The sequence below is a fragment of the Azospirillum sp. UFLA03-27 genome (assembly GCF_059803775.1).
Map to the genome: position 1 here is coordinate 1 of NZ_JAUQTX010000425.1, position 3072 is coordinate 3072.

Genomic DNA, 3072 nt, shown 5'->3' on the forward strand with positions numbered 1-3072 from the left:
GCGTATAATCGTCGGCAGCGTCAGATGTGTATAAGAGACAGGGTGGTGATGTCGCCATCGGTGTTCACTGGGCGGCGGTGGCGGGTGGTGATCTCCACCTCCTGCCCGTACCAGGCATGTACGTTCTTCCAATGCCCATGCCGCCCGCGCCGGAAGTCCGGGTACAGCAGGGGCCACTCCCACCAGCCACGCAGGTCGATGCTGTAGACATCCAACTGCCCGTCGTCGGGAGCGGCGTTCTCCTGCACGGTCATGCCGCCGCCGTAATGGCGCCCGTTGCCGACGCCGATCTGCACCGACTTGACGCAGTGTCGCGCCCCGTTGATGCGGATCTCGGCACGGAAGGGCGCCATACGCCGCGCCACGCGAAAGGCCGCCACGGCGTAGCCGAACACGCCCCAGCGCCGCTTCATCTCGCGCGTCAGTTCGCGGGCCAGCTCGACGCTGAGACCGATGCTGGCGACGTTGAAGAAGGCCACACCGTTGACCTCGCCCAGGTCGATCCGGCGAATCGGCCCGCTGACCGCCAGCTTCGCCGCCTCCCGCACGTCCAGCGGGATTCCCAGCGTGCGCGCCAGATCGTTCGCCGTGCCCATGGGCAGGACGGCGAGCGGCAGACCGGTGTCGGCCAGCGCCGGGGCGGCCGCGTTCAGCGTGCCGTCGCCGCCCCCGATGATGACCATGTCCACCGAGTCGGCATGGGCGCGGATCGCCTCGGCGATGTCCTCCCGCTCGCGGCACTCGGCGCGGATCAGGGTGACGCCCGCCTTCGCGGCCTCCTCCCGGATGTCGTCGAGCGCGCGCTGCCCCTGGCGGGCCTTCCCGTTGACGATCAGCAGCGCGCGGCGTCGGTCGGCGCTCAGCGTCGGCCTCCCACCTCGTCCAGATGCTCCAGCAGGCTGGCGGGGTCCTCATAGACGCGGAAGGCTCCCGCCCGCTCCAGCTCGTCCTGCCCGTAGCCGCCGGACAGCAGCCCGATGCTGAGCGCGCGGGCGCGCCGCGCGGCCAGGATGTCCCACACGCTGTCGCCGACCACGATGGCCGTTTCGATGGCGACGCCGAGCCGCTCCGCCGCGGCCAGGAACAAGTCGGGGTCGGGCTTGGCGTATTTCACCTGATCGCGCGTCACCACCGGCACTTGGTCCGGGTCGACGCCCAGAGCCTCCAGCCCGGAACGCGCCGTCTCGATCCGCCCGCTGGTGGCGATGGCCCAGGGGATGCCCGCCGCCGTCAGGTGGGACAGCAGCTCCTGCGCGCCTGGCAGCGGGCGGACGCGCCCGGCCAGCCCGCGGAACGCCTCGGCGTGGCGGCGGCGCAGCCGCTCCAGAAGCTCCGGGCTGATGGCGAGGCCGGTCTCGCGCAGCAGCATGTTGGCGAACAGGCCGCCGCTCATGCCGATCTTGCGGTGGATGCGCCAGACCGACAGCTCGATCCCCTCATGGTCCAGCGCCTCCTGCCAGGCCAGCACATGCTGGTAGACGCTGTCGATCAGCGTGCCGTCGAGGTCGAACAGGAAGGCCGTGTTGATGCGGTCCATGGCGTGTGTCCCCAAGGCTGAATCCCGCTCCGGCGGAGCCGGCCCCAGTGAGTTGGTGGCAGCTCCACTGCACCGCAACGTCTCCCGGATGGCAATTCTGCGCCCCCTGCACCGAATGGGGCGCAGCGGAACTTCGGCGCCGGTTTCGCGTCAAGCTCATGCTGCCCAACCGGCAGCGCGGCGCAACAGCGGGGAGCGGACGGCTTTGGCACAGCGTGAGGACGCGGACGGGAACCGGGGCTGGTCCATCGACCGGATGACGCTCGGCCTCTGGCTGCTCGGCCTGCTGGCCGCCTTGGCCGTCCTGTGGGGCCTCAGCGCCGCCTCGCCGGTGCTCATCCCGCTGGCCGGCGCCTTCTTCGTGGCGGTCGCCGTGGCTCCGGTCGGGCGCTGGGTGCGCGACCGGGTGCCGCCGCGGCTGGCCCTGCTCGGCCCGCTCGCCGCCATGCTGACGGTGCTGCTGGTGCTGGCCGTCTTCGCCGGAGGCCTGTGGTTCATCGGCCAGCGCGTGGCCGGCGAGGTGCCGCGCCACGCCGAGGAGCTGCAACGGCTCTGGGGGGAGGCGAACGGCTGGATCAACGGGCTGCGCGAACGGTTTCTTGGCGACTCCGGCAGCAGCGACTCCGGCGGCGGCGGGGCGGAGGCGCTGTCCGGTCTCGCCGCGTCGGTGCTGACGGCGGCGCGGGAGGCCGTCTCGACGCTGGTCATCGTCCTCTTCCTCGCCCTGCTGATGCTGGTCGAGGCGCCGGTCTGGCGCGAGAAGATCGTCAAGACGCTGGGGCCGGAGCGCTGCGCCACCACCGTCACCGCGGTCACCGCCATCGCCCAGCAGTTCCGCCGCTTCCTGCTGGTCAGCACGACGCTGGGGCTGATCACCGGGGCGCTCTACATCGGCTGGCTGTCGCTGTTCGGGATCGACTTCCTGTTCCTGTGGGGCTTCCTTGCCTTCCTGCTGAACTACATCCCGGTGATCGGGTCGGTGGGAGCGGCCACGCTGCCCGTGCTGATGGCGCTGGCCCAGGGCGGATCGACCACCGCCCTGATGGTCGCGGGCGGGCTGCTGGTGATCGAGCAGGTGATGGGCAACTTCATCGGCCCGCGGCTGGAGGGCAAGCAGCTCGCCATCTCGCCCTTGGTGATCGTCAGCTCGCTGCTGCTGTGGAGCTGGCTGTGGGGGGCCGCCGGAACCGTTCTGGCGGTGCCGATGACCGTCCTGATCGCCATCGCGCTCAGCCACATCGACGCGCTGCGCCCCTTCGCCTTCGTGCTCAGCGATAAGAGCGACCGCCGCCGCTTCGAGGCGCGCACCCGGCCCGAGTAACGCAGCGCTGTTTTTTCCGCCGCTTTTCTGGCACCCCCCTCTCTTGACAGGTTTCCCGGCCCTCCCCACGTCTCCGGGACCTGTGATCCGGGCCCCTCTGGCGACTTAGACGTGGTCGCGATGTCGGATCTCTTCACCTGCTCTTGCGCCGACGGGCGTGACCGCACTTGGAGCTGTCTCTTATACACATCTGACGCTGCCGACGATTATACGC

The 3072-nt window shown here is 70.3% G+C and carries 3 protein-coding genes; 1 reads left to right on the forward strand and 2 read right to left on the reverse strand.

All coding sequences use genetic code 11. The features are described 5' to 3' along the window. Positions 1 to 20 precede the first annotated feature (20 nt). Positions 21 to 863 carry a lipid kinase gene (locus Q4I23_RS31835; protein WP_498528885.1) on the reverse strand — a complete coding sequence of 281 codons (843 nt, stop codon included), beginning with the start codon at positions 861 to 863 and terminating at the stop codon, positions 21 to 23. After that, positions 860 to 1537 (reverse strand): HAD family hydrolase, encoded by a 678-nt coding sequence (locus Q4I23_RS31840; RefSeq protein ID WP_103041554.1) that lies wholly within the window; start codon positions 1535 to 1537, stop codon positions 860 to 862. Before Q4I23_RS31840 ends, Q4I23_RS31835 begins: the two co-directional genes overlap by 4 nt. A 205-nt stretch (positions 1538 to 1742) precedes the next feature. On the opposite strand from Q4I23_RS31840, the gene Q4I23_RS31845 reads away from it, so the two are divergent. Beyond that, positions 1743 to 2858, forward strand: a complete 1116-nt coding sequence (locus Q4I23_RS31845) for an AI-2E family transporter (RefSeq protein WP_498528884.1) — start codon at positions 1743 to 1745, stop codon at positions 2856 to 2858. Positions 2859 to 3072 lie beyond the last annotated feature (214 nt).